The sequence below is a fragment of the Pseudoalteromonas sp. BMB genome (genome assembly GCF_001709235.1).
Classification (GTDB): domain Bacteria; phylum Pseudomonadota; class Gammaproteobacteria; order Enterobacterales; family Alteromonadaceae; genus Pseudoalteromonas; species Pseudoalteromonas maricaloris.
Genome location: NZ_MBQA01000163.1, coordinates 59,105 through 83,866, shown reverse-complemented (window position 1 = coordinate 83,866; position 24,762 = coordinate 59,105). Strand labels below are relative to the sequence as shown.

General features: G+C 43.3%; 22 protein-coding genes and 3 pseudogenes. 13 read left to right on the top strand and 12 right to left on the bottom strand.

The window, feature by feature from the left end; genetic code table 11:
• A pseudogene (locus BB427_RS12710) lies at positions 1-375 on the bottom strand (transposase); the annotation flags it as partial.
• A 233-nt stretch (positions 376-608) separates the two neighbouring features.
• On the opposite strand from BB427_RS12710, the gene BB427_RS12705 reads away from it, so the two are divergent.
• Positions 609-1,130, top strand: a complete 522-nt coding sequence (locus BB427_RS12705) for a cysteine hydrolase family protein (protein WP_069020991.1) — start codon at positions 609-611, stop codon at positions 1,128-1,130.
• Between the two features lie 43 nt (positions 1,131-1,173).
• On the opposite strand, the pseudogene BB427_RS24185 reads toward BB427_RS12705, so the two are convergent.
• Positions 1,174-1,327: pseudogene (locus tag BB427_RS24185) on the bottom strand (IS110 family transposase); the annotation flags it as partial.
• Between the two features lie 235 nt (positions 1,328-1,562).
• On the opposite strand from BB427_RS24185, the gene BB427_RS12700 reads away from it, so the two are divergent.
• The 6 genes and pseudogenes from BB427_RS12700 to BB427_RS12675 all read left to right on the top strand — a co-directional run bounded on the left by BB427_RS12700 (position 1,563) and on the right by BB427_RS12675 (position 7,255).
• Positions 1,563-1,748, top strand: coding sequence for a hypothetical protein (locus tag BB427_RS12700; RefSeq protein WP_069020990.1), 186 nt, complete (start codon positions 1,563-1,565; stop codon positions 1,746-1,748).
• A 312-nt stretch (positions 1,749-2,060) separates the two neighbouring features.
• Positions 2,061-2,438, top strand: a complete 378-nt coding sequence (locus BB427_RS12695; RefSeq protein WP_069020989.1) for a MerC domain-containing protein — start codon at positions 2,061-2,063, stop codon at positions 2,436-2,438.
• A 23-nt stretch (positions 2,439-2,461) separates the two neighbouring features.
• Entirely contained in the window at positions 2,462-3,100 is a 639-nt protein-coding gene (locus BB427_RS12690; protein ID WP_069020988.1) for a DUF1826 domain-containing protein, read from the top strand.
• Between the two features lie 12 nt (positions 3,101-3,112).
• Positions 3,113-4,048: an endonuclease/exonuclease/phosphatase family protein gene (locus BB427_RS12685; protein ID WP_069020987.1), complete on the top strand. Its 936-nt coding sequence runs from the start codon at positions 3,113-3,115 to the stop codon at positions 4,046-4,048.
• A gap of 205 nt (positions 4,049-4,253) precedes the next feature.
• Complete coding sequence (locus tag BB427_RS12680) at positions 4,254-6,227, top strand: DUF2207 domain-containing protein (RefSeq protein ID WP_069020986.1); 1,974 nt, start codon at positions 4,254-4,256, stop codon at positions 6,225-6,227.
• Positions 6,228-6,352: 125 nt separating this feature from the next.
• Positions 6,353-7,255 (top strand): annotated as a pseudogene (locus tag BB427_RS12675) (DUF808 domain-containing protein).
• A 55-nt stretch (positions 7,256-7,310) separates the two neighbouring features.
• On the opposite strand, the gene BB427_RS12670 reads toward BB427_RS12675, so the two are convergent.
• Both BB427_RS12670 and BB427_RS12665 read right to left on the bottom strand, forming a co-directional pair.
• Complete coding sequence (locus tag BB427_RS12670; protein WP_069020985.1) at positions 7,311-9,086, bottom strand: sulfatase-like hydrolase/transferase; 1,776 nt, start codon at positions 9,084-9,086, stop codon at positions 7,311-7,313.
• Between the two features lie 193 nt (positions 9,087-9,279).
• Complete coding sequence (locus BB427_RS12665) at positions 9,280-10,020, bottom strand: hypothetical protein (RefSeq protein WP_069020984.1); 741 nt, start codon at positions 10,018-10,020, stop codon at positions 9,280-9,282.
• Between the two features lie 512 nt (positions 10,021-10,532).
• On the opposite strand from BB427_RS12665, the gene BB427_RS12660 reads away from it, so the two are divergent.
• Positions 10,533-11,294, top strand: a complete 762-nt coding sequence (locus BB427_RS12660) for an alpha/beta hydrolase (protein ID WP_254663629.1) — start codon at positions 10,533-10,535, stop codon at positions 11,292-11,294.
• Here the strand turns inward: BB427_RS12660 and BB427_RS12655 are convergent.
• The 3 genes from BB427_RS12655 to BB427_RS12645 form a co-directional block, all read right to left on the bottom strand.
• Complete coding sequence (locus BB427_RS12655; RefSeq protein WP_069020983.1) at positions 11,286-12,461, bottom strand: alpha/beta hydrolase-fold protein; 1,176 nt, start codon at positions 12,459-12,461, stop codon at positions 11,286-11,288. The two genes, BB427_RS12660 and BB427_RS12655, sit on opposite strands and share 9 nt — an antisense overlap.
• Positions 12,462-12,582: 121 nt before the next feature.
• A complete protein-coding gene (locus BB427_RS12650; protein WP_069020982.1) occupies positions 12,583-13,152 on the bottom strand; it encodes a hypothetical protein in 570 nt (189 codons plus the stop codon).
• A 30-nt stretch (positions 13,153-13,182) separates the two neighbouring features.
• A complete protein-coding gene (locus BB427_RS12645; protein ID WP_069020981.1) occupies positions 13,183-14,016 on the bottom strand; it encodes a DUF2306 domain-containing protein in 834 nt (277 codons plus the stop codon).
• A 176-nt stretch (positions 14,017-14,192) separates the two neighbouring features.
• Here BB427_RS12645 and BB427_RS12640 point away from each other — a divergent pair, with 176 nt between their 5' ends.
• Complete coding sequence (locus BB427_RS12640) at positions 14,193-15,299, top strand: helix-turn-helix domain-containing protein (RefSeq protein WP_254663628.1); 1,107 nt, start codon at positions 14,193-14,195, stop codon at positions 15,297-15,299.
• 7 nt (positions 15,300-15,306) lie between these two features.
• Here BB427_RS12640 and BB427_RS12635 read toward each other — a convergent pair whose 3' ends face one another.
• On the bottom strand, positions 15,307-16,266 hold the full coding sequence (locus BB427_RS12635; protein ID WP_069020980.1) for a hypothetical protein: 960 nt from the start codon (positions 16,264-16,266) through the stop codon (positions 15,307-15,309).
• Positions 16,267-16,340: 74 nt separating this feature from the next.
• Positions 16,341-17,690, bottom strand: coding sequence for an MFS transporter (locus BB427_RS12630; protein WP_045989630.1), 1,350 nt, complete (start codon positions 17,688-17,690; stop codon positions 16,341-16,343).
• Between the two features lie 314 nt (positions 17,691-18,004).
• Between BB427_RS12630 and BB427_RS12625 the strand changes: the two genes are divergently transcribed.
• The gene (locus BB427_RS12625; RefSeq protein ID WP_039492149.1) at positions 18,005-18,208 is read left to right on the top strand and encodes a hypothetical protein; all 204 of its coding nucleotides are present in this window, start codon (positions 18,005-18,007) and stop codon (positions 18,206-18,208) included.
• Between the two features lie 117 nt (positions 18,209-18,325).
• On the opposite strand, the gene BB427_RS12620 is transcribed toward BB427_RS12625, so the two are convergent.
• The gene (locus BB427_RS12620; protein WP_069020979.1) at positions 18,326-20,878 is read right to left on the bottom strand and encodes an Ig-like domain-containing protein; all 2,553 of its coding nucleotides are present in this window, start codon (positions 20,876-20,878) and stop codon (positions 18,326-18,328) included.
• A gap of 198 nt (positions 20,879-21,076) precedes the next feature.
• Here BB427_RS12620 and BB427_RS12615 point away from each other — a divergent pair, with 198 nt between their 5' ends.
• Together BB427_RS12615 and BB427_RS24485 are read left to right on the top strand one after the other, a co-directional pair.
• On the top strand, positions 21,077-21,550 hold the full coding sequence (locus tag BB427_RS12615; RefSeq protein WP_069020978.1) for a VOC family protein: 474 nt from the start codon (positions 21,077-21,079) through the stop codon (positions 21,548-21,550).
• Between the two features lie 521 nt (positions 21,551-22,071).
• Complete coding sequence (locus tag BB427_RS24485) at positions 22,072-22,230, top strand: hypothetical protein (RefSeq protein ID WP_172439955.1); 159 nt, start codon at positions 22,072-22,074, stop codon at positions 22,228-22,230.
• Positions 22,231-22,302: 72 nt separating this feature from the next.
• On the opposite strand, the gene BB427_RS12610 is transcribed toward BB427_RS24485, so the two are convergent.
• Together BB427_RS12610 and BB427_RS12605 are read right to left on the bottom strand one after the other, a co-directional pair.
• Positions 22,303-23,319 (bottom strand): CDP-glycerol glycerophosphotransferase family protein, encoded by a 1,017-nt coding sequence (locus BB427_RS12610; RefSeq protein WP_069020977.1) that lies wholly within the window; start codon positions 23,317-23,319, stop codon positions 22,303-22,305.
• Positions 23,320-23,433: 114 nt separating this feature from the next.
• The gene (locus tag BB427_RS12605) at positions 23,434-24,471 is read right to left on the bottom strand and encodes an NAD(P)H-dependent flavin oxidoreductase (RefSeq protein ID WP_069020995.1); all 1,038 of its coding nucleotides are present in this window, start codon (positions 24,469-24,471) and stop codon (positions 23,434-23,436) included.
• A gap of 100 nt (positions 24,472-24,571) precedes the next feature.
• On the opposite strand from BB427_RS12605, the gene BB427_RS12600 reads away from it, so the two are divergent.
• Positions 24,572-24,751 (top strand): hypothetical protein, encoded by a 180-nt coding sequence (locus BB427_RS12600; RefSeq protein ID WP_010370747.1) that lies wholly within the window; start codon positions 24,572-24,574, stop codon positions 24,749-24,751.
• The last annotated feature ends 11 nt before the right edge of the window (positions 24,752-24,762 follow it).

The following is a 24,762-nucleotide window of genomic DNA, read 5'->3' as shown; positions in this document are numbered from 1 at the left end:
CAGCTCATCGAGTATCAATCGCTCCGACTCTCTGAGTGGCTCATCTTCACTAAACTTTTGGCTTATCCAATTGCCTTTAAATAACTTGTGCCACCGTATCACAATCGCTTTATCCGACAGACGCTTAGCTTTTTTATCATCAACATATAAAACAATGTGGGTGTGATTACTCATCACGGCATAAGCACAGATATCAATACAAAACACGGAGCCTAACATCAGGAGCTTTTCTTCAACCCAATCCCGGCGATGTTCGTATGATTTTCCGGTAAATTTATCTTCACCGCACAGAAACGCGCGCCTTACGCAACGGGAGATACAGTGATAATATTTGGTGTCGGTTAAACTGATTTGTCTTTTACGGGCAGTAGCCATAGTTTAGTTTCCTCAATCCTTTGAGTGCAGAATTAAAGCTTAGGCGGTATCTTAGGACGGTGCAAATTAGTGGTGGGTGTCAGCGATTTATGTTTATATTGCATAGAGTATTAGTAACTTAACAAAGTGCTGAAAGAGCAGGCACAAAACACTTGGCGTGCGTACATTTTTCAATGATTATAGCCAAGCAAATTTTGTCTTTGTAACAAAGGCGAGCCCTAGGAGGAAGTAATATGAAATCGGCACTTTTAGTCGTAGATGTTCAAAATGGAGTTTTTGGTTCCACCAGTCCTCCATATTTATCTGAAAATGTAATAAGCAATATTAAACAATTATTGGGTTACGCTAGCTCATCTGAAATTGAAATTGTATTTATACAACATGAAATCCCGGGGGTGCTAGAGCCAGAAAGTGATGCTTGGCAACTGTTTTCAGATTTAACAATTAATGATTCTGGCTATAAGGTTCGCAAAAGAACTCCAGACTCGTTCCAAGATACAGGTTTAAGAGGGTATCTAAATGAAAATGGAGTTGAGCATGTGCTCATATGTGGCTATTCAACAGAGTTTTGTATAGATAGAACCGCGTTTAGTGCAGCCAATAAAGGCTATAAAGTCACTTTGATAGAGGATGCTCATACAACACACGGTAAGCCTCATTTAGATGCACCTTCGATTATTTCACACCATAATTTTACTCTGTCTAAGCATCCCAATATTGCCCTGAGTTCTACTGCAGCGTTGATTTCGGGCTAACAAGAGATTACAGCGTCACTAGCTATTTTTAAGCTGTTGGCGCTTACCATATTACACCATCTTGTAGCATCGAGTTTAATATCACAAGCATCTTTCTAATACAGGCAATGATAGCTACTTTTTTCGGTTTTTCAGCAGCCACTAACTGCTGAGATTGATTTTGTTAAAACAGGGTTTGACATCATCGCTACATACAGCGTAGCCCCACTCAGATCAAGACCAACATGTATTTTGCTCACGCTTTGAAGCCGAAGTTACCATGGTTGACGGATGCAATACCGAATAAGGCGATGCTAGTTTAGGTTTAGAGGTCATTCAACAAGGTGTTTAATAAATGTTTTTCATGTTGATTATTTGTTTCTCTGCTGTCAGTATAGTCATTAGCTAGTTTCCAATTTAGAAACTTTAAACAATGATCATTAAGGAAATAAAATGAAACTGAGCCTTAAGAAAAGAAACATGAAAGTACTCAATAAAGACAATAGCCAAGTTGTTAAAAATGCCACTGCGCAAATTGCTGGTGGTTACAATCGAGGTTATACAGACTTTTATTTTTGTGGAACAACACATTGTCCATCTGCCTATCCAGAGTGTGAAACGATGGGGTGTAACGCGTAACCTTTCTCCATAGTCAGCGATTACTCATCAATTCACAGATTTGTTCTGAATCTCAAACCTGTGAATTGTAATTCAGTTCATTCCTATTTGATCAAACACTTTCCAAAGTACCTTTGCGTTTATTTGCTACAACACCGTAAAAATCACGACAAGCAGAGATTGACTCTCTAGGTGCTTTAAATACACGCCACTTTTTTATGTTGGGCTTTTTATCGAAAACTCTTTTTGTAGTACAGCTTTTAATATTTCACTCTTTTTTGTTTGGTATGTTATATTGTATCAATTTAATGCAGGCATGACGAAGGAGAAAGCGTGAACGCAAAAGTACAGTCGTTTGGAGACAAAGCAGCAATTGGGTTATCTATGTTGTGCTTAGTCCATTGTTTAATATTACCTTTTTTATTAATTGTACTTCCTCCCTTTGCGGGGTTACTCGCGCTCTCTGATGAAGCTTTTCACGAATGGTTACTCATAGCCGTGCTACCCATTAGCGTATTGGCCCTTGGATTTGGCTATTTGCGGCATAAGTCAGGTCTTGTAGTGGGCTTGGGGTTAATGGGCTGCACATTCTTGGTGCTAGCAACTATTTTAGGTGAACAGCGCGGAGAAACCTTGTTTACAGTACTTGGCTCTATGCTCATCTCCTACTCTCATCTTCGAAACTATGCGCTGCGTCGCAACTTTCACTAAATAAAACCCTATTTGGAGTTACTATGAATAGCCTTATGCCTATAGAGCCCTTGCTTGACGTGGACTCAGTGCATCATCAGCAGTCAGAACATGCTACCGTGTTAACCAAGATTTATGAGCCCAAAATCAATATTGTGATTTGGCAACATGCATTATCTCCTGCTTTGAAAGCAGAGTTTGGCCGCTACTTAGAAACAGCAAAAGAGCTAGAATTAGCGCTACAAATTGCGACTAGCAAGATCACTTGCGAAGTCAGTGAGTCGTTAAAGCGGTTGAATTTTAGTGATGCGATGATGGCGCATATTATTGAAATAGTAGATATGTTTAGCTGCTTATTTGAACTTCGTGTCGTTGGCTTACGGTTAAAAACGCTCGAGACTGCAATGTGCCCGAAATTTCATGTTGATAAAGTGCCAGTACGACTGGTGACTACACTCGCAGGCGCTGGCAGCGAGTGGCTTAGAAACCAGCACGTATCAAGGGATGGCAACAAACTGACTATTTCTCCTGAAGCTGACGCAATACAGCTTGCCTGTGGGGATGTGGCATTATTAAAAGGTGAGCGTTGGGACGGAAATGAAGGCCGTGGCTTAGTGCATCGCTCACCAGCAGTAGTAACAGGGGAAAAGCGATTACTACTGACTTTAGATTTTATCGCCTAGATTGGATTCATTATGACAACAAAATTAACTGCATTTGTATTTAGCACTATTTTTAGCCTCTCGCTATTGGGATGCCAGTCGGAGCCTTCAAATATCGGTTCCTCCGCGGTAAGCGGCCAAGCAACCGTCGCTCCGCTTAAAATCGCGACTTGGAACATGGAGCATTTAGCATATCCATCGAGTGCAGGATGTAGGCCTCGTGACGAGCAGGAGATAAGCGCGCTGCGCGATTATGCAAAAGGGCTTAATGCAGACGTTATTGCGCTGCAGGAAGTCGCATCGGTTAAGGCATTAGAGCAGGTCTTTCCAAGTAGTGAATGGCAATTACTGATTTCAAGTCGAGCTAATAGCGCGACGTACGACTGTAGAGGAAGTGGCAATCTATCTACACAGCAGAAAACCGCGTTTGCGATTAGAAATAACCTTGTCCTAAGCAAAGTGGATAACGTGAGCGAACTTAGCGTGGATGTTGAAGGGCTAAGGCATGGTCTAGTTGTGACCTTAGATACTCAGTTTGGTGAGCTTTCAGTGCTTAATGTTCATCTTAAAAGCGGCTGTTTTGTTGATAACTATTCGACTTCGGATAAAAAGGCTTGTCGACTGCTGGCAGAGCAGTTACCAGTACTTAAATCTTGGTTGGAGAAACACGCAAATAGCAACACCATTGTGTTGGGTGACTTCAATCATCGTTTAAGCCATGGCGACAATCAATTTTGGCAGCAGTTAACCAAGCACCAAAATAGCGTCTCTGTACCTTTGGTGAACGCAACTGAAACACTGACAGGCTGTCACCCACGCTACCCTGTGCCGATTGACCATATATTGCTAAGCAACAAACTTGCAAACACGGTAAAATTCGACCCCAGCGTACACTTTTTTGCGGATATGTCTGAAGAGAAAATGCTCAGCGATCACTGCGCTATTTCGGTGTCAATTAGCATGCGTTAAGGCGGTTGTTCGTTGCACCAAAAGGGAGCGTATATAGCCAAAAAGTCAACCGGTGATGTGCAAATATTATCAAGGTCTACTCGCCAAAAGCGGCGTTTTTAACGGTAACTTTAGTGTTGAAATTAGACCTTATTTGCTTTAGTCTGCTGCGCAAATTGAGCTGAGTTACATAGACTTAGCGCTGCGCATTCAAAGGATTTGAACAATGACTAACCGCTTTTGGTTTACCACGCTTTATGGTGTATTACTGGCAATCATTTTATTGGTTGTGAGCGCGCCTTCTCTGGCTTATTTGAGATTTAAAGATGCGTCGGTAGCGGATCCTCACTTCTCTCAGCTACAAGTTAATCTCGATATTAATAAAACGGGTGCACTGCAAGTTACTCAGCAAGGCATACTGCAAGGGGGAAACTTCGATTGGCAGGGGCTCGCGCAAACAATTGAGCTGGATGTGAGGTATCCAGATGGTACACACTATCTGAGCGATATCAGCATTGACTCAGTAAAAATTGACGAGCAAGAAGTGCGTTATGCACTGAAGTATAACTACGATAGAAGTGCAGTAACGCTCGTAATAAGCAAAGAGCTGCTTCCAAAGCAAGGGCAGGCTCAGCAATTTGAAGTGCGATATCAATCAAAAAACCGTATGCGGTTTTATCCGGCATTGGACGAATTGACTTATTCACTCTTTCCGAATGTAAATCTGAAAATAAACAAGCTTACCGTCTCGATTCTCTATCCTCAAACTGCAACGCTCAAGGAGCACCAATTGTTTGTCGATCATCTAAACAATGATGCGTTTGTGATACATGATGGGATGGTTGATGGACGTAATCAGCTCCTATTCGAGAGTCAATCTGAGATAGCAGATAAAGCACAGGGAGAAATCGCCCTCGCGTTTGAAAAAGGTGTGTTTAAGGATAACTATCTTTACCGCAAAGTATGGTATCCGTTTAGAGTGTTATTTATTGCTTTGCCGTTTTTAATGCTATTTGCATTGGCTGTGTGGCAAACGCGTAAGCGCCTCCATGCATTGCCAAAACTTGCCGATGCGCTTCCTTGTTCAGCTCAACCACCAGACTTACCGATTTGCTTGGTAAGAGAACTGGTTGCTGCAAATATCGAACGCATGCTAACAGCAAAAGACGCGTTAGCTGAGGTGTTAAAGCTTGCAGTGGCGAAACAGTTAACGATTAGCGAACGGGGTAAAAACAACGATGAATTTAGTAATGTTGACCCAAAAAAGCTGCATCAAATTCAGTTAAATCCTGAAGCGCCGAGCCAGCCAGAGGCGGTTGGGTTAAGCGGTAAACTGCAACGTTACTTTTATCAACAGCAAGACGTGCAAAACCCGAGTGGAAAACGCAAGCGAAAACGAGTGATAAAAAACCGCTTTGTTATTAACAAAGGAAACGAGGGGAGAACGTCTTTCACAGAAATAATATGTCATTATGTGAATAATGCCGAAGTCGGGAAAGCTCAGCATAATGTAAACTTTCTTGCTTTTATAGCGCCTATTTTACTTTGGTTAAGTGCTTCATTTGTTGTGATTGGAGTTGGTGCTGGCAATGGGTGGCAAGTGTTTGCGGGTAGTTTAATTGTAGTTTTATTGTGCACTTCTATATTATTAATTGCGGTGCTTATTGTAGAGATGTTCATAGAACATCGCAGCGAAGATAAAAAGAGCCGAGAAATGTGGCTTGTACGAGCGTTAATTTATATTCCTACCTATTTATTCTTATTATGGATGTGTGTTGATGGTGATGATGAGCTGGTGAATGGTACCAGTGTGGTTTTTCACTTCTTTTACCTAGGTTTTATTGCGGCTTTCTTTTCATTTATCGGGCCTTCCAAGCAATTTAAGGCTTGGGTATTGCAGTCTCAGCAATTTTATCAATACATTAAACTTAAGAGTCAGCACTGCTTCGCTGAAGGAGTCGAAAAAGCGGAGTATGAAGCATTGTTACCTTATGCATATGCATTTGGTTTGTTGAATGAATGGATAAAAGGGTATGAGGCTTATCTAACTGCAAAGCAGGACGACACTACGCCTTTGATCCCTTGGATCCGGTATAAAAAAATTACCGAGCCGAGAGAATTAAAACAACATTTAAGTTGTCTTGAAGCGGTCATGCCTGCAATATCATGTTCGCTGTATGATAGACAGCCATACACTTAGGGCGATTGATTTTTCAACTTTGTTTTTGTTGAGCGTTGGCATTTTTGCAAGCACTATATGCGCGTTACATAAACAGTTAGTTGACAACCGCACCTGATGAATAACTTAAACGAAAGGAGTGTGCTATGCCATCCGCAAACTTACTTGCCTTGCTCGATGATGTCGCTGCGTTAACAAAATTAGCCGCAACGAAAACCGCTCCGGTGTAAGGAGACGATCTTGCCGTCAACGCAGAGCAACTATCGGGCGGGATCAAACCAGATCGGGAACTTGCAGTCGTATGGAAAGTGTTTAAAGGCTCCTTGCTGAACAAGTTTATTTTAGTGCCTGTTGCTTTGGCTTGCAGTTACTTTGCGCCGTTTATGATCCCCATTATGCTAATTTTAGGGGCGCTGTACTTGCTGTTTGAGGGCGGCGAAAAAATTCTCCACGCTATTTTTCACCGTCAGGAGCAACAGCAAGAAACCGATGAGTTTGTCAAAGCGCTTGAGGATGAGCGTGTTGACTTAGTCGAGTTTGAAAAAGACAAAATCAAGGGCGCTATTGTTACCGACTTTGTTCTGTCGGCGGAAATTATCATTATTGCGCTGGGGGCGATTGCTGATCAGCCTTTTGAAAAGCAAGCAATAGTCCTTTCGTTAATTGGACTTGCGCTGACAATCGGGGTTTACGGAATTGTGGCCCTGATTGTTAAGCTTGATGATATTGGTTTAGCCATGATTAAGGACGCAACTAAGACTACACTTGCGGCGATAAAACGTGGGGTGGGTAAGGGGCTGCTTTATTTTGCTAACGGTCTGATGAAGTTTTTGTCAGTCGCTGGTGTGCTGGCAATGCTTTTAGTTGGCGTTGATATTTTGGCTCACCAGTTCCACTTACTCGAAGAAATTGTTCACGCTATTGAAAAGCTGATCCCTGCAATGAGCTGGTTTTTGAGTATTATCGCCAAGCTTGGATTGGGTGCGGTGATTGGTGTCATTATTGCGGCGGTGCTAAGTCAGTTGCTGGCAGTGTTTAAAAAAGTATAAATATCTATATCGCAAGTAGCCCGCATATTTCAGGGCTACTTGCAGAGCTTTTCGATTACCTTCTAATCGGCACTTGCTGGTTGACTGGCTTTTGCGGTGCTTCATTGAGGTTTTGTGGTAATAAACGTTTGGCTTTACGCTGCTCTCGTAGCGTAAATTGTAGCGCTTTTAAAATCCGCGCATCCAATGGCGTTTCGCAAAACGGGCTTAACAGGTTGTTCTCTTCCGTCGGATCTTCACTCAAGTTATAACACTCGTATTCACTGGGAATGAACTGAGTGGTTGTTATTCCGTCTGGGTTGCCGACGCCAACGACATTACTCACAGACGCTTGCGTGGTAGGCTCATCGTTACCACCAAGATCAACTTGGTTCGGGTCTTGCTCATAGAATCTAGCGTTATCAAAATAACGCACAAACTTCCATTTCGTGTCACCGCTGATATCCGGTAGTTGCGTTATTACGGCTTCAATATGGTTCGGTTGGATAATACTATTGTAAGCTTTACCGGTAAGCATATTCGTCATATCACTGCCAACTTCGATGTTGTCATCGGTCATAAAGTAAATGGCTTCTTCTTTGGGCGACGCTTCACCTAAAATGACGTTGGCTAGGTTTCTGCCAACGAGTGGCTGTGCCTCACTGTGATCTTTAGCAAGCTGAGTACGAGTTTGCTCAATATCTATATCTGCTAGACCAAGCAGGGTAGGCAGTAAGTCGATGTGCGATGTGGTGATATCAAGCTGCTTAGGTTGATTGAAAAGCACAGGATTAGAAATAATAAACGGCACGTTTAATACTTCTTGATATGCGGTGTACCATTTTTGATGTAGACCGCCGTGAGCACCCAGTAGCTCACCATGATCTGAGGTAAAAACGACAATAGTATTTTCATAAAAAGATGACTGCTTTAATGCGTTAACTACCTGTTCTATATGCTTATTCACTTCTGCGATTAGGTAGTAATAAAACTGTCGATAGGTTTCATCTGGTGGTTGTGGTAGATACATATGCGGGTACATAAGCTGATAGTCTTTTTGGCATCTAGGCTTGTCCATTAAGCTTTCAGTTTGGCTTGGGGCTGGCGCAACACTTGGAAGGTTACCGGCTTCTTTTTCAGCATAAAAGTTGGAAAACCAATCTTTTTGTCCCATTAATACAATGTCATGAGGGTTTACGAATGAAGAAACCAGTAAAAATGGTGTTTGGTCGCCGTTTTGTGCCTTTTCTTCAAGTTGTTTAAGGGTTTCACAAACTTGATTGGCAAATCCCGGGTCTCGAGATGTGCCTGAATTGTTCTCTGCTGCGCCATGAGGTTCAGGACCTATCCATTGACTAAAACCAAACTTATCTAGACGCTCTGCGCGCTCATAGAGAGCTTGTTTTGCTGGGTAAGGCTCTCCGGTTGCAGAGTTACTATACAGCGCTTGCTGACTCCCCGGCACGATAATATCCTCATCGGAGAGGTGCCACTTACCACGATAATAGGTTTGATAACCTGCTTCGCGAAACCAAGAGCCCATGGTTGGCACGGTATTGGGAGCCAGCCAGAACATGTTTTGATCAAATGACGACTTGCCAATTCCAGGTGTTTGGCTCACACCGTGTAGTGATGGATATTGTCCCGTGTAAATGGATGTTCTACTTGGTGCGCATGCCGTCGCTGCTGCATTATGATTCATAAATTCCATGCCACAGCGGCGCATTTCTGCCATGCACGCACTGTGCTTGAGTCGATACTCTTTTGCTTGTGAATTTTCGTAAGGCGGAGGGAAGCGCTCTTCATCGGTGGTAATGATTAGAAAGTTCGGTTGTTTGCCATTAATCTTCATTACAATCTCCTTTTAACTTGCACAGGGCAAATGCCCACGAAGAGTGTAGTTGAAGATTCTTAGGTATTTGCGCTTTGTGTAATTTAATTGTTTTTTTATTTTAAATAATGTGTAAAAACAACATTCTGTATTTTCTCAACGACGAATAGAAAAAAGGCCTTATCGACCTTTATATAGTTTTGTATTTGGTGAATTACCAGTCGCCTGGGTCGCCGCCATCTGAGTCGCTGATCTCCTCGTAAGTACCACCAGTGTCAATACTCAGCTGTTTAAGAAACTGAAATGTAGGGGTACTAGATACCGACTGAGATGCAGATGAAACATCTAATACATACATCTTATCTTTATTAGCCAGAATATTTTGCACTGTGCCTGTATAGATTGTGGCATTGAATTGCACTGGTGGTAGCTCAAACAGGTATTTAGAGGTTACGCTCGTTTGCCAATTTGAGCCGCCACAGCTAGAGGCTGGGCTGTCATTTTCGCCGCCATCAGTAGATCCATACACTCTTAACAGTGCGCCATTAGCGGCTTCCGTTGAGTAGTTTACTCTCAACTCATCAGCGCCATCACACATAGCTTGTGCAAGTGCAGTTAGCCCTGAGCACCCTTCTGGATCGAGTTGATAGAGTGCCATCATTGCCGCATTGAAACCGACAAACCCGTTAGTTAGGGATTGAATTTGACCGCCACTAGCAAACGTTTTCACATTTAGCTGTTGGCCATTAATTGTGGCATCTAAAAAGAATTTTGATACTTTTTGCACTGCTTGTTGTTTTGAGAATGAACATCGGCTTTGTCCATCTGGGCGCAACGTGTTCATTGAACTACTGCGATCTAAAAAAAGCACGCCATAAGATTCAGGCGCAGCGAGCGAATTGAAACTCGACATTGTGGTTGCCAAAACAATGGCAGATACTAAGATTTTCATCATCGTGAACTCCATGTCAAAAGATACCATTTGCATTATCTAATCGAAAAACCTCACGGCTGCGACAAGGTATTGTTCAAATGGTGTAAGAAGTATCTGGCTGTACTGCTGATGCAGATACATGATTTGCGCAAGTAAAAAAAATGAACTTAATTGGTTGCAAATTTGTTGCGCAGCGTAAGGGTAGGGTAGATTCTAATTTTATCCATTACACCACATTACAGCGACAATTTATTTTATAAAACATAATCTTACATTTAGGTTTGACGTAAACTTTAGTATTTTCATGATGTTATGTTTAGCTGCCTGATATAATAGCGATTGCGATTTAGTTTCTAAAAAATATACAGTAGGATGAAGTAAACAGTATTCAACAGTACGAAATAATAAAAACAATGACAGGAAGTTTTATGAAGCGATATCTCTTTTCTCTCTTAGGTTTAATTGCCATCGTCGCCGCTGGTTGGAAGTTTACCCAGTATTAGTCTCATTACACTTCAGATTATGTTGATGTAGTGTTGTCTTCAGAAGTGCTTAATGAAGATCGAAAGGTCTTTATTCGCCTCCCAAAAGGATATGACAAGGCACATAGTTATCCACTCATTATTCGCACCGACGGCAACTTTAATCTCGCGCGATGGGATGAGGTCCTAAGCAGCCTTGCCGAACAAGGTAGGGTAGAAGATGCCATTTTAGTGTCTATTCCCAATCAATTTTGGACAGAGACCCGCAACCGCGACTTAGTGCCGCCTTATGCTCGACAAGATGTTGCGATTGAGGCCCGTCCAGAGAGTGACAATGATCCTGCCATTTTTGGTCGTGCAGATCGTTTTTTGCAATTTGTTGAAAGCGAGCTGTTACCCTATTTAGAAGCTAACTACTCAATTAACGACAACCGTGTGTTAAGCGGGTTCTCTGCTGGTGGAAGTTTTGTACTTTATACCATGGTGACTAAACCTGCACTTTTTGATGGCTACTTTGCTTTTAGTCCTGCTGCGTGGTACGACGACTCGGTTGTCGTTAAAGAATTCGCAAAAAGCCTAGCCAATATTCAAGGTAAACCTAAGTATATTTACCTCTCCATCGGCGGTGCTGAGAATGACATTATTACGGGGTCATTTCATGGTTTATTAGATGCACTTGAACAGCATGCGCCTGCCAATGTGCGTTGGGGACACAGCATTAGCGAGGGCGCCGGGCATTCACAAAATCCAGTGGTTTCCGTGCCACTTGCGTTGAGTGAGTATCATCACTTTAGAAAAAATCAGTTAATGTAGGCGTTGCAATACTTTGATTTCAGAGAGCAAATGTTTTTGTTCGCTTTCACTTAGCCCTTCAAGCTTAAGCATGGCTTGGTAGGTCTTTAATAGTGATGGCTTATCTCCTTTTTGCTGATAAGCCATGGCCAATTGCTGCAGTGCATTGAGAGACTCTGAGTTGTGCTGGCTCACAAAGCTGAACAGGTTGATGGCCGCAGTGAAGTTACGTTCGAATAGGGCGGCATTCCCGAGCGAAGTCAGCGCACTATAGGGGTAAGCCTTGAGTCCATATAGTGACTTAGCGATGGCGACATGATTTTCCAGCTGAGTGACACCGGCGGTCGCTACCTTCAAGGATGGCTGGTAATGGTTAAAGAGGTGCTGCAGACCATGATAATAGCTCGGGTAGACGACGCTCGTATGGGTTTCGCCGCTAAAGTGCTGCGCTTTGAAGTCAATTCCATTTGGCTTTCGCCAAGCATCATTAAGACGTTGAAATGGCTGCGTTATGATTGCGCTTTCGTCTGCCATGCTGATGTAGATACACTTGTTGATTAACGCTTTTGCTAGTAAGTCATTTAATAATCGCTCTTTATCCCACCAAAGGCTTGGACTTGCCAACATCACACCATTAAATAAATCGGGTTTTTCAAGTAGCGCATAGGTTGCAAACAGCCCACCGAATGAGTGTCCTGCTAACGCGCGATAGCCGGATGTTCGATAATGCTTGTCTACGTAAGGGATGAGTTCTTTGTCGATAAATTGCAGTAGCATTTCTGCACCGCCTGGATTTTGCTGCCGTGTTGGGCCTGCAAAATGTCCCAGTACCGCAAGGCTGCCTTTGCGATAAGGCGGGGTTAGATCTCGAGTGCGGTGTTCGTTGGTTTCGATGGCAACAATGATAAGTTCCGGTATTTTATTTTGTTGTGCCAAGAAGCGAGCCGCTGAAGCGGTATGTTCAAGATTGCTCTGACCATCAGTTAGATATAACACTGGATAGCTTGTATTGCCTTGCTCATAGCTTGGTGGCAGGACGATATGAACCGTTCTTTTTTGCGAAAAATAAGCGGATGAAAGCTGCAGTGTCGAGTTCGGAACTGCTGAGTTATTAGCAACAGCGTTACCAATTGACAGCAATGTAAAAATAGCCGCGATAACAATGTGAGTAACTAACCTAGTTTGCATAACCGCTCGTTCCTTGATTAAAAATCATCGCTAATTTAACACGAGTCAAAACAACAAGGAACGGGTTATATAGCAGCGCCTAGGAATTATTTGTTTTGTCTTGAGCCTTTTAAGGTCACTATCACTCCATTCTTATTGGTGTTTGTGTCTTCTTGAGTAGTTTAGAAAAGATAGGTTTTAAGCAAAAAAGAGAAAACACTGAAACGATTGCCATCACTAAAATGCCAATTAGTGGAATAACATATCCAAAGGTAAAACTAGCACCGACCAGGTGTCCCAATATGCATTCTGAACGGTAGATTGGATAAAATAGCCCAGCTATCAATAGTCCTAAGGCTGTATACATGGTGAGGCTTTGATAACCGAACTCCCAAAGGGCTGATTGCAACAAGCTAAAGAGTAACATCACAAAGAATGCGACCAAAAACTCAGTAGGAATAACCACGGGTGCCGTTTTTTTAATGCCCTCTGTGCCAATTGCTTCATGGAGCCGCCGTGCAGTAAGCCAAGCTAATACGGGAATTATGATAATGCCCCATGCGTTAGATACTGCCGGAAAATCTGCTCTGTGAAGTAAGTGGTGACTGACTATGCCGCCGTTTAAATGTTGCCACATCAGCGTTAATATCACGAGTAAGATTGCCGATGTAATTAGGCCTTTGTTGATTTTGTTCGCTGTGACTGAAAGCATGTTTCTACTCCTAGCTGATTAAACTGTAATTTAACTAAAAAAGACGGCTGAAATGCGTGGCCACCACATCATGACAGCGGCCGCGCAAACGCCAATCGCGGTGATCACAAAACCTAAGCTCATCATCACCGCGATTATCCACACCGGTGCGCTGGCTTTGGTTTGGCGTTTTGCCCAAAAGTAGAGTTCTGCGAGTGCCATTGGTAGCAGATAGCAGGCAAACGAAATAAATATATCGACAGGGCCATCTAAGGTTGCGGTATTGCCATTGAAGCCTTGGTTGACCATGTACCAACCAAACAAATAAAGACGAAACGTCCACACCCCATTAACCAAGAAAAAACTATGTACGGCATAACGTTGATGTGCGGCGATATTTTTTTGTATGGCAGCGCGCCAAGCAAAAAATATCGCAATGGGAATTAATATACCGTTGAGTGTTATCCCAATGGCACCAATATCGCTTAGCCTAAGACCGGTTACCCAAGTGAGATATAACCCAGTGAGTGCGCCCGAAATACCGAGAATAAAAAATACGCGTCCGTTGTAGCGGTGAAAGCGTGGAAAGCGTTTTCGCACCGCAGGAATAAGCTGTAATAAGCCGCTGGTGGCCAAAATCACAGCGGGTAAAACATGGCTAAAAAACATCTTGGCATCTTTTGTGTGTCCACTCGCCGGTGAAACCGCTGCACTTTGCTCTGTGAGTCCCACGATAAGCGGGATGGCATATAGGCCTAAGATATAAACAGCAAACATCCATTGCCCGAGCAGTGCGACACATATCCAGCTCTTTACGGCACCATTCAATACGCTAAAGGGACTAAAGAAAAGCCCAGTTGTTTTGGTTTGATTGAGGGAAGACAAAATACTTATCCTTATAAATCAATGAACTTGATATATAAAATGACAAGGTTTTGCTATCTCGTCGCTTTGATTTTGAAAATCAAAGCAAAGAAAGTAGGCCGAATTTTAAAAATGCTGGTGTTAAGTTTACTTACAAAGTTAATTTGAATGCTTTTGGTGTGGCTGTTAGAGTTTCTGTGTCTACCAATATTCCTTCAATCACCATGACTATTGAAAACTATTACCTACTTTTGCTTAGCCTATGTTGCACTTTGGTTGTTGCTCAGCTTTTTGTAAAAGAGAAAAAAGCAGCACATTTACTCTTTGCTTTAGTGTGCGGCTCGATAGCATTGGCCACGACCAAAAAGCTGACTCAGGACTCCTTAAATGGATATCAGTATTTAATTGGCATGGGCGCTTGTGTGACCTGTAATGGGTTTTGGTTGCTTGCTAGGGCACTATTTAGAGAAAAACAGGCCATTTTAAAAAGGCATGTTGTGTTTGCAATCGCCATTGCTGCCTTGGTCATATGGCGACAAGGTTATTTGTTTATCGATAGTCAATTACACATGAACGCTCGCGGATTTGTTGAGTGGCTTAACATTGCGGCGTATGAGCTTACCTTGTTGTTGTCATCTAGTGTACTCATGCTGGCATTTTGGGAAGGGTGCAGAGGGTTCTCGCAGTCTCAAGGGCAAGAAAAAGCACAAAGGGTGCTATTCTTATCCGCTTATTTTATTTGCGTCGCAGGCACTAAACTAATCGAAAATCGCTTTGCCGACAATCGTGAGGTTCAAGAATGGGCAGTGACAAGCGCAGCTATCCTCATTATATTGACGGCGCAAGTGTTACTGTATTGGCGATTTTCATCTCAACGTACAATTGCATCCGTTAGGTGCGTTGAATCAAATGAGCCAACACAAACCGAGGCTGATATTGCGCTCCAGCAAGAGGTGGAACACTTTCTTATCGAGCAAAAAGGCTTTCTTAAAGAAGGGTTAAAAGTTGCTGACTTGGCTCAGCAATTTAATGAACCTGAATACAAGATAAGCCGAGTGATACGGCAAAACCTGAAAGCGCGAAATTTCAGCCAATTGGTCAATGAGTTGAGGGTTGAGCATGCCAAAGTGCTGTTACAAGACCCCGCTAAACAGCATTGGCCAGTACTTGTCGTTGGCCTAGAAAGTGGTTTTGCGTCGGTTGGACCATTTACTAGAGCATTTAAAATCGCTACGGGAACCACACCAAACCAATTTAGAAAGCAAAATAGCCAAACGCAAGTGCTACGTGAAGCACAAGAGTAAGTGGCGATTAATCTAGTTTAGTCAGTTTGTATTGTAGCTGCTGAATAGGCAGCTCTATCGTTTGCGGGTCAAGCTCTGGCGTAATATCACTGACCGGAAAGACGTTATCCATTTCCACCGCATTCGCGATAGCGTTAGTATCGCCATTGGATAAAAAAGTAAGTTGGGTGTAATCACTGGGCTGTAAGTCATACCGAGCCAGCGTTGCCTTTAAATCTATGCTGTATTCGTATGCGGCTAATAGGCTACCTGCGTTATCGTTGTATCTGCAGATCCGCCATTGATAACTACTTTCGATAAACTCCAGCGCCCAAATCCCACCTTTATCTTGGATCATTTGTTGTGGTTGTTGGCAGGGCTGTGGTAGAGGCAGTAAGCGGCTATGAGACCAAAGCCCCTCGTGGTTTTGGCACAATAAGTCGCCCTTACCAAGGTCGATAATATGCGGGCTTAGACCATATTGGCAAAACTGGGAGGCGGGAATGAAAAAGGGATCGCTGTGCTTGTTAAGCGCGCCAAACACAATATAGCCCATTAATACCTCAGTGTTGGTCATCCAGCCAAGGTAAACATATTCATCATCTTGCCAGTTTATTGATGCGATTTTCCCCTGTTTAACGGTGTTAGTCAGCGTGAAGTGGTCGCTTTTACCATTAAATGTACAAGTCAAACTGCCTTGTGTAGCGTCGATGTTGCATGATTGCTGAACTTGCTCCTGTGATAACCGCTTTATTTTAGAATTTGGCGTTTGATGGGTTAGCGCTGAGGTGAACTTAGCCGCAGCAGACAACAGACCGGTTTGATCTTGTTTAAAACGACATTTAGGCTGTATCTTTGAGGAACTGAGCACGACACTACCATCAAGTACAGCAAGCTCACAGCTATTGGCTATGGTACCAGCCGTGAGCAGCATAACGCCACCAAAGGCAATCCAAGTATTTTGCAAATCACAATACTCATCAATCATCAGCTACATTCTATAAACATAGCTGATAACACCTTGATTAGGCAATCTTTGGTGACGAGTGCTTATCAGTCAGGCTATGGCTGAGGCTTGTTAGTCGTTTCGTCCAGCTCCTCGGTTGGCTCACTATTTTGCTCATTGTCGTCGAGTTCATCGTCGTTATCGCGAGGCGCGTCTTCGTCAACGACAAGTAGCTGCTCATGTGCTGTTTTTTCCTCGATACGCGGGTCCATGGTGGCAGCGAGCGGTGAGCTGGTAATATCAGAAGTCGCAGCCACATAGTCGCTAGGCTCTGGCTGCTCGGCTTTTTGTCTAGCGTTGATAAAGTGGAGGAGTAAGAACATAACAACGGTTAGTGCGCTTAACGAAGCGTATAGGGCTTGATGACCAAAATGGGACATGATCTGTGCAATAGCGGCCGAGCCAACACAGGCACCTCCCCCAAACGCCACCAGCAGCGCAGAAGAAACGCCAACACGGTCTTCATCATCAACACGGGAGTTTGCTAGTGCTGAAGAAAGTGGATACATGGTAAATGCAAATAACCCAAAGCCAAAAGTCAGCCAAAGACTGTAGCTTGGGCTCAGCGGAAGCAAAAATATACAAAGAGAAATCAAACCGATAAAAACAGCGTTACTGCGTAGTAAGATACTTCTGCGAACTCGGTCAGAGATAATGCCCATTGGCCACTGTGCAAGCAAACCTGCAAAAATCGTTACCGACATATACATGGCAATTTCTTCGGCATTAAATCCTGACTGGCTTGCAAAAGTCGGGGCAAGGCCATAAAAGCTGCCATTAATTACACCAGCAAAACAAACCGCCGTAAGAGATTGAGGCACTTTTTTGAAGTAGGTAAACAGACTGACTTGAATAGGCTTAAGTGGCTTGGGGTGGATCCGCCTCGTCGTTGAAATGGGGATAATTCCAAAGGATAAGGCAACAACAATTAAAAACAGCGGCGCATAGCCAAGCTCAGGAAAATTAGAAAGCGCAAACTGCCCAGTTACCATACCGAGGTAGGAGGTGAGCATGTAAAAAGAAAACACCCGCCCTCGCTGCTCAGGTGCCGCTTGTTCATTCAGCCAGCTTTCGAGCACCATAAAGTTACACATCATGCCAAGACCCACCACTAGTCGTAGTCCAAGCCAAAGATAGATATTGTCACTCACCCCATGTATCGCTACGCAGGCCGTCACTGCCGCTGTGCTTGCCGCAAACGCGCGAATATGCCCAACTGATTTGATCAAGTGGTAGCCTAATTTAGCACCGAGCAACAAACCCAAGTAATAAAACGAGGTAAGCAAGCCGATCCAAAACGTGCTGACGCCGTGCTGGCCTAAATAAAGCGCTAAGTAAGTGGTCAGCAGGCCTGTCCCACCGACTAAGAATAGATTTGTTAAATAAAGCGATGGAAAAGATTTCATATCGACCTTGGGATTCATTATGAATTTGCGTGTAACGCTCTAATAGTAGGGGAGAAATAGTTTATTTCCAAGCAAAAAGCTGTTGGCTGTTTATCTGCCTTGTTTGCTTGTGTCGTTGGCTGATTGCTACATAGCCTAAGTTATAGGGTTATTCAGTGTGGTTCTGGCAAAAATACAGTGATAACACGCGAATGATTGAATTGTTGCTTTAATTGGGTTGAGTGTTTTTTATTCAGGTGATACAACTTAAATTCAGGACTAAATTATTACGAGCTAGTTCATGAATTTATCAATAAAACAAAAAAGGATTACCAATGAAATTAACGGTTAAAAAATTAAAGTCTTTATCTAAAAACAGCCAAACACTTGATTATGCTGCGACGCCTAATGTGGCAGGTGGTTATACAACGAGGCCTGGCACGATTGGTTGTGAAACCACGACTAGAGAGTGTGATCTAATCACCACGGCACTTTGTACAAGCGCTAGATGTGACAACTACACGACTGAAAATTGTTAGCAATCAAGTAAGCAGGATCTGGGCTGTACCTGCCTTTATTTTTTGTATTTTATTGATTAATCAACCTGAGCTCAGCATAACGTTTGACGTACATACCAAGCTCAGGCCAATGTAGTTTTAATTTCCTTGATTCATCTGCGTTAATTTATCGCCAATGGGTTGAGAGAAGTTATAGCCATCGTACTTGTCCCAGTTAATCGACCATGTCATCACGCCACCAAAGTTCGGATAAGTCTTGCTAGGTTGGATAGTGCCACATCCTGTACCTTTGGTTAAACAATCTAAGGCATTGATGATATTGCCGATAGGCGCTTGGCCTGAATTTGCCGACTGTGGACCAGAAGGTAGACCGATGGCTACTTGGTCATCCCTAAGTGGCACAAAGCGGGTGCCATCAGCAAGATCAAATCCCTCAATCAACATTTTTGCATGGGCAACCATCATGTTCACTGAGCCCTCTGGAGCACTTCCCGGTTCATATGGGTTAGGTAGGCCGCCATTGTTGTATAGCTGTACGTGAAGTAAATCTAATGTATCGCGTAGCTCGTTTATAAGTGGAATATAAGCGCCCCAAATACCTGAATAGGCAATCATGCCACCATGCACATAGGGATGTTCCGGGGCCATGGTAAGTACCATATTGCCACCAATATTTTGTTCAATTTGCTTTAATGCTCTTGGCAGCCGAGCTTGGATCTGAGAGCCATGCACAAGGTTTGAGCCGCTCTCTAAATCGATATCGAGCCCGTCAAACCCCCATTGTTGAATAATATCGGTGAGGCTAGTGACAAATGCCGCTTCATCAGCATCCGTATTGAGGGTAATTGTGCCTTCTGCACCACCAAGGCTTAGCACAAAAACTTTACCTTGCGCTTGTAGTGCCTGCATGTCGGATTTGAATTTTACCGGGTCGATAGGCGGGCAGTTAGATCGAATGTCTTTTTCAAATGGTGTGAAGTGCACTGTACCATTCGAGTTTCTATCATTTTCAGCAAAGGCAATATCAATGATATCCCAAGCATTAGACATCTGATCAAGTGGAATTGGGCAACCAGCTGGATTGACAAAGTTATGCCAATAGCCAATCAGTTTGTGCTTTTTACCGATGGGTTTGTCGATGACTTGAACAGTCACGCCGCTACTGGACACCTGATCATTATTGTCGTTGGTGGCCGTGGCATAAAGTGTTTTTGTGCCGATTGAGGCCGGTGCATAACTATATTCGTAGGGTGGCGTTGTGTCTGTATTGAGTAACACGCCGTCAGCATAAAACTGTACTTGAGTGATTTGTCCAACAAAAGAGGATGCTTGTGCAATCAATTGAGTGGAATTACCCAAGGTAATTTGGCTGCCGCTAGTGGGGGCGAGTAAATCAACGGCAATCGGTTTATCTGTCACATTCACTGTAATTGTTTGCTCGCTTTGATTACTTTCGTTATCCACGGCAATGGCTTTTAAACTCACCGGATTGAGGGCTGTCGGTGTCCAGCTGTGACTAAGCGTTCCTTGATTGGCTGTGGCGAGGAGTGTGTTGTCGGCATAGAGTGACAGTGTAGCAATGCTGCCGTCTGTATCTTGAGCACTAACAGAGATAGTGGTGGGCGCATTGACCAAAACAGTACCATTATTGGACGGGCTTTCGAACGTTACGGTTGGTGCGATTGCGCAGATCCCTAAATCGCTCCAGGCATCGGTCCAATACTGGCCTGCACCAGGCTCATAAGCCCATTGCGCGTTTGAACTACACCAACCTGCAATATCACAGCGATATTTATGATTATTATGAGCGACGAGTTCACCAGCCTGGTAATTTTGTCCAGCGCTGTATGCTCTAAGGCCTTGGCAGCCACCTCCCACTTTTGTTAGCACATCGATGGCAAGGTTTGCCTCACTTACCAAGCCTTGATTGTCTATCGCTTTTACATTTAGTTGGTTTATGCCAACTTGCTCCGCTTGGAATTGGTACTCAAAAGGAGAGGTTGTTAGGTTCGCGACAAGCTGATTGTTCACGCTAATTTCCACTCCCGCAATAGTACCGTCGCTATCTTCAGCTGTGATGCTGATCCCTACCATATCGCCTTGATAGAACTGCTGACCGCTGGCTGGCGCTACAATGGATACGTTCGGTGGTAAATTTCCTCCGCCAGGTTTTACTGTGATCTGTGCTGATTGCGAACTTCCGGTTAGCCCTTGTAAATCGGTGGCAATTGCACTGATATCGTATTCGCCAAGTACTGCGTTCCAAGTGGTTTGAAATGGCGCGGTAGTGTCCGTTGCGATGACTTGCCCATTTACTAAGAATTCGACATAAGCCAGATCACCATCGACATCATTGGCATTAGCAGAAAAAACAGCGCTGTCATTTTCGCCCAGCACAGCGCCATTAATTGGGCTGGTGAGTACGACACTCGGCGCTTGACCTGACCCTGTTGCACAAGCTCCCAGTGACCGCCAGACATCATAAGGGCCAGAGTGGCCAGCTGGATTGTCGTTTTGACTGTACCACTTAGCTTCATATGCTTGGTTTTGGGACTGTGTAATATCCCCTTGTCTGTAAACTTGTTGTTCAGACCACAGGGCTAAATTACTACAGTCGTAGGCGTTTGCTTGGCCTGCGAGGATGAGAGCACCGCTCGTCCAAGCCAATCGTAATATAGAAGTTGGTTTCATACTGATCCCTTACATGTTGTTGTGTGTTTTATGAACAAAACCAAATTAGCATATAGGTAAATAATTCGTTAATCAACACTCGAGTTATGAGTAAATCTCATCGTTGCAATAACATGAGCATCACAATTTTAATTCGCATATTTCAAATAATCGGCTAGTTTTAGAGGGGAACTTAACGGACTTTATAGGACCCATGTAATGGCGACTTCTTCAATTCCTCCCGGTTATCATTCACTCACGCCTTACCTCATTGTGGCTGGTGCAGCAAAAGCTATCGAGTTTTACCGAGCTGCTTTTGGCGCTAGCGTAAAGCTTCAGTTACCTATGCCAGACGGAGGAATAGCACATGCGGAGCTGCTGATTGGTAACTCTTATGTGATGCTTTCAGATATGTGCCCTGATATGCACTTTAAAGATCCCAATGAGCTTGGTGGCACGCCCGTTAGCTTGATGTTGTATGTTGACGATGTGGACACTGTGTTTGCGGGGGCAATTGAATTGGGGGCACAGCAAGTCACGCCCGTTTGTGATCAGTTTTATGGTGATAGGACAGGAACGCTACGAGACCCATTTGGTCATATTTGGACGATTGGCACACATAAAGAAGATCTCACAGAAACCGAGTTGCTCGCGCGTATGGCTGATTTTATGGATAAACAACAAGATGCCTAGTTGAGGTAAGTTTATCTTATTAGATTGCAGGTTTATTAATTTTTTGTTTGTTTTTAACGGTGTGCTTTTTGGGGTTCTTGGTTGAAAGTGTTTATTTAACAAGTGGTTATCGGTTTTTGTGGTGGGGAGTGAATTTTAAAGTTAATTTTATTGTTAATAGTGTTGGATTTTTTATTTTTTCATGGCAGCTTAAGAATTAGTGATAAATTTTTATCACTAAATGACTATTTCAAGGAAATGATAATGAAATTAAAATTAAAAAAATCAGCGTTGAAGCAACTAGATAAAAACTAGAACCTACCTTTACAGCAAACGCCTCAAGTAGCTGGTGGTGCTGAGCCAAATACTAGAATTCCATGCCGTTTAACGGAAACGTTGACTGGTACGGATTACGATCAGTGCCGTTGTTAGTATAGTCGAGCAGTGTTTTAGGTTAGCCTAATGAGGTAGAGATCGACTTGTTGGACTATCAACCTTAAACAACATGATTTATAAATTAAGATTAACTCAAGGATAAGAAGATGAAATTGAAATTTAAAAAAACAGCATTAAAACAATTAGATAAAAAACAAAGCTTGCCTCAAGAGCAAACACCAAACATCGCTGGTGGCGCGACAGGTATTCGTTGTCGTCCTCCGATGTCAGAAACTGGCAACCAGTATTGGCAGTGTGAGTGTTAAAATTAGTGATAAATTAACTTGCATAAGCTCACAGTTAAGTGAGCTTTTTTATTCTCGAAAAGTTACTAATATTTACTTTATCTTCATGTAATTCAGCGCTTTACGTATTTTATAGCGCCTCAATAAATTAAGTGGTTTACGCTTTAATCCAGCAGCAATTACAGTCTCTGTTGCCGCGAGTATGCGCTCGGCGCTTTTACCATCGCGGTAAGGGTGCACTTGCTGAATATATAGCTCAATACGTTCACTTTGTGCGTCGGACAGATTGAGTGCTTGTTCAACCGCTTCAGATAATTGGCCTGCGTCGGTAATATTGATTAAGGCATCTTGAGGTTGGTGATTATTAAAAGTGATAACCGGTTTACCAATTAATAGTGACTCATCAACGGCGCTAGAGGTATCAGAAATCACCACATCGGCTTGCTGAATGAGTGGAATAAGATTGTCATTTCCGGCGATTTCAAAGTCGCTGATGGTTTCAAGTTCCATATACATCTGTTGCCACTGCAATTTCGTCTTAGGATGAAACTTAAGTTGGACTTTGTATTTTCCTGACTCTGCGAGCTGTTTGATTTGTGCATGTAATGCTTCAAGCGATGTAAGGTTCGGTGAAAAAGTGGGAGCGTACAGTATAACTGGCTTTTCATTCTCTTGCTTAGTGTAATCAAAGTAGGGGTCGAGTTTTGGCCAGCCGGTTTCAATCACCGAGAAATAACCATGTTTTTGAGCGAGTTGGTTAAATGGCGCGGTGGTAATTGGGCCGTGAGTACAATACAAATCGAAGAAACCGCGGATCCCAAAGTGACCTTTCTTTTTATATTCTAATCCGTGAAATACTTGCACTTTGGCGCCTGGAAAAAAGTCAGGAACAACGTTTCCAGGTACAAATACTGCTCTGGGATTAAACGCCTTGACGTCCTCTACGCTTAGTAACTCTGCTTCATCTGGTGCGAGTGAACTTGAACTTACATCTTTACCTTTTAAAAACCACTTCACTACATCACCGTTAGCACGGATAGCATTTTGGAGGGGTCTCAGAATGGCAAAGCTATATGGCTGCTCAATGTAGAAAAGATAATGTTTAGGCATTGAAAGTCACTTATAAAATCAGAGTTTATGGCTAGCACTTGAGTGGCGCAACTAGGGCCAGAGCGATATTAAGCAAGATAATACCGCTTTTACCGCATCAATACCAAACATCAGTTACTCGGCTGTAATGTTACCGATACGTGAATGCACCTTAGTGGCTTGAGCCATCATGTTATCCATTAAGGTTTGTACTGATTCGATTTCTCGAATTAAGCCTTGAGATTGGCCAATAAACTGCACGCCATGGTCTAAATCTCCGTGGATTGTGGCGGCTTCAAGTTTTTCGGTGGCGGCACCAAAGAGCGACAGCATCTTAATTTTATCGAATTGAGATAACAGTCCTAGTAGTAGCTTCCATAAGGGCATGTCGACCATTTTGGCGGCCTTGAATGATTTTATGGTGGCCATGAAAAAGTTCATCGGGCGGCGCGTTGCCTTTTCAGCCATGGGGGTTTTCATTACTCGAGCATAAAGACCATCGAAGTTTTTGGAGTAAATCGTCTGTTCAACGTCTTTTTCTACTACAGTATCTTTGACATGTTGATGCAAAGGGCTTTCTCTAGATGTTGCAAAACGAGAGCCCATCGCAACGCCCTCTGCGCCAAGTGCTAGCGCGGCGATAAGTCCTCGACCATCGGCAAATCCCCCTGCTGCAATCACAGGTATATCGACAATATCGACTATGCTCGGCACTAAACACAGTGAAGTCACTTCACCACCATGGGCTGCGGCCTCATGACCTGTAACTAATAGCGCATCAACGCCAGATTTTTGTGCTGCTAATGCATGCTTTTGCGTCACCACAGTAGCAATGACTTTTCCGCCGTAGGCTTTAGCTGCTTGTACTAGCCAATCGCCTTTTCCTAAAGAAAAATTGATAACCGGCACTTGCTCTTCTAATGCGACTTTGGCATTTTCTTTGGCGCCTGGCATCATTAACGTCACACCAATACCAAAAGGCTTATCGGTGAGTGCACGAATTTTTCGTATTGCTTGACGTGTCTCGTCCTGACTGAGCGGGCCCGTGGCTAAAATACCTAAGCCACCAGCATTGCTCACTGCCGCAACAAGCTCAGGGACAGAAATCCAGCTCATGCCAGGTAATATAATGGGTTTTTCGATGCCGAATAATTCGGTGATAGCAGTTTTCATCATTGTTATTCTACTGGTCAGATGTGTTTATGAGCATAGCTGGAATTTTGCTTGAAGTGAATACTGGTTGTAAGATACCTGTTTAGAAAGAGGAGCTAAGATGAACGTAGTTATATTATTAGTGAGTTTAGTCATCGCGTTGGTCGTCTTGATACCGCTGTTGGAAAAGTATCAGCAGCGTTTAGGACTAGATAAAATGCAAAAGTATGCCAAATATGTACTGCCTTTATTAATGGTGACCCTGATCATTAAACTTATCTACGTTTTAGTGGTCGGGTAACAAGCGCCGAG

Bases quoted from the DNA above. Each gene is read 5' to 3' on its own strand.
- BB427_RS12625 (WP_039492149.1), top strand. From the start codon at position 18,005: ATGAAATTAACGGTTAAAAAATTAAAGTCTTTATCTAAAAACAGCCAA.
- BB427_RS12680 (WP_069020986.1), top strand. From the start codon at position 4,254: ATGACTAACCGCTTTTGGTTTACCACGCTTTATGGTGTATTACTGGCA.
- BB427_RS12600 (WP_010370747.1), top strand. From the start codon at position 24,572: ATGAACGTAGTTATATTATTAGTGAGTTTAGTCATCGCGTTGGTCGTC.
- BB427_RS24485 (WP_172439955.1), top strand. From the start codon at position 22,072: ATGAAATTGAAATTTAAAAAAACAGCATTAAAACAATTAGATAAAAAA.
- BB427_RS12610 (WP_069020977.1), bottom strand. From the start codon at position 23,319: ATGCCTAAACATTATCTTTTCTACATTGAGCAGCCATATAGCTTTGCC.
- BB427_RS12620 (WP_069020979.1), bottom strand. From the start codon at position 20,878: ATGAAACCAACTTCTATATTACGATTGGCTTGGACGAGCGGTGCTCTC.
- BB427_RS12665 (WP_069020984.1), bottom strand. From the start codon at position 10,020: ATGATGAAAATCTTAGTATCTGCCATTGTTTTGGCAACCACAATGTCG.
- BB427_RS12655 (WP_069020983.1), bottom strand. From the start codon at position 12,461: ATGCAAACTAGGTTAGTTACTCACATTGTTATCGCGGCTATTTTTACA.
- BB427_RS12700 (WP_069020990.1), top strand. From the start codon at position 1,563: ATGAAACTGAGCCTTAAGAAAAGAAACATGAAAGTACTCAATAAAGAC.
- BB427_RS12635 (WP_069020980.1), bottom strand. From the start codon at position 16,266: ATGATTGATGAGTATTGTGATTTGCAAAATACTTGGATTGCCTTTGGT.
- BB427_RS12705 (WP_069020991.1), top strand. From the start codon at position 609: ATGAAATCGGCACTTTTAGTCGTAGATGTTCAAAATGGAGTTTTTGGT.
- BB427_RS12685 (WP_069020987.1), top strand. From the start codon at position 3,113: ATGACAACAAAATTAACTGCATTTGTATTTAGCACTATTTTTAGCCTC.
- BB427_RS12605 (WP_069020995.1), bottom strand. From the start codon at position 24,471: ATGAAAACTGCTATCACCGAATTATTCGGCATCGAAAAACCCATTATA.
- BB427_RS12670 (WP_069020985.1), bottom strand. From the start codon at position 9,086: ATGAAGATTAATGGCAAACAACCGAACTTTCTAATCATTACCACCGAT.
- BB427_RS12615 (WP_069020978.1), top strand. From the start codon at position 21,077: ATGGCGACTTCTTCAATTCCTCCCGGTTATCATTCACTCACGCCTTAC.
- BB427_RS12650 (WP_069020982.1), bottom strand. From the start codon at position 13,152: ATGCTTTCAGTCACAGCGAACAAAATCAACAAAGGCCTAATTACATCG.
- BB427_RS12630 (WP_045989630.1), bottom strand. From the start codon at position 17,690: ATGAAATCTTTTCCATCGCTTTATTTAACAAATCTATTCTTAGTCGGT.
- BB427_RS12690 (WP_069020988.1), top strand. From the start codon at position 2,462: ATGAATAGCCTTATGCCTATAGAGCCCTTGCTTGACGTGGACTCAGTG.